At 73.5% G+C, this 453-nt stretch carries 1 pseudogene; it reads right to left on the minus strand.

Going from position 1 to position 453, the window contains the following annotated elements:
* A pseudogene (manB, locus tag RNC47_RS36795) lies at positions 1-453 on the minus strand (phosphomannomutase/phosphoglucomutase); the annotation flags it as partial.

A 453-nucleotide genomic window follows, 5' to 3' on the forward strand; every position in this document is an offset into this window, starting at 1 on the left:
CCCATGCCGTTGCCCGCGTCGACGACGACCTTCAGGGGGCGGATCGCCTTGAGGTCGACCAGACCCAGGAGGTGGGCCGCGTAGTCGGTGAGGGTGTCGCGTTCCGTGATCGTGCCGGGGGTGGCGGCGGCGGGGGGCTGCGGGGCGCCTTCCGACCACTGTTCGACCAGCGTGCGGATCTCCCTGAGGCCCGTGTCCTGGCCCACCGGCGCCGCGCCCGCCCGGCACATCTTGATGCCGTTGTACTGCGCGGGGTTGTGCGAGGCCGTGAACATCGCGCCCGGGAGGTCCAGGGCACCCGACGCGTAGTACAGCTGGTCCGTCGAGCAGAGGCCGATCAGGGTGACGTCCGCGCCCCGGGCCGCCGCGCCCCGGGCGAAGGCGCCGGACAGCGCCGGGGAGGTGGGGCGCATGTCGTGGCCGATCACGATCGCGTCGGCTGCCGTGACCTGG

Source organism: Streptomyces millisiae (genome assembly GCF_031845425.1).
Taxonomy (GTDB): Bacteria; Actinomycetota; Actinomycetes; order Streptomycetales; family Streptomycetaceae; genus Streptomyces; species Streptomyces millisiae.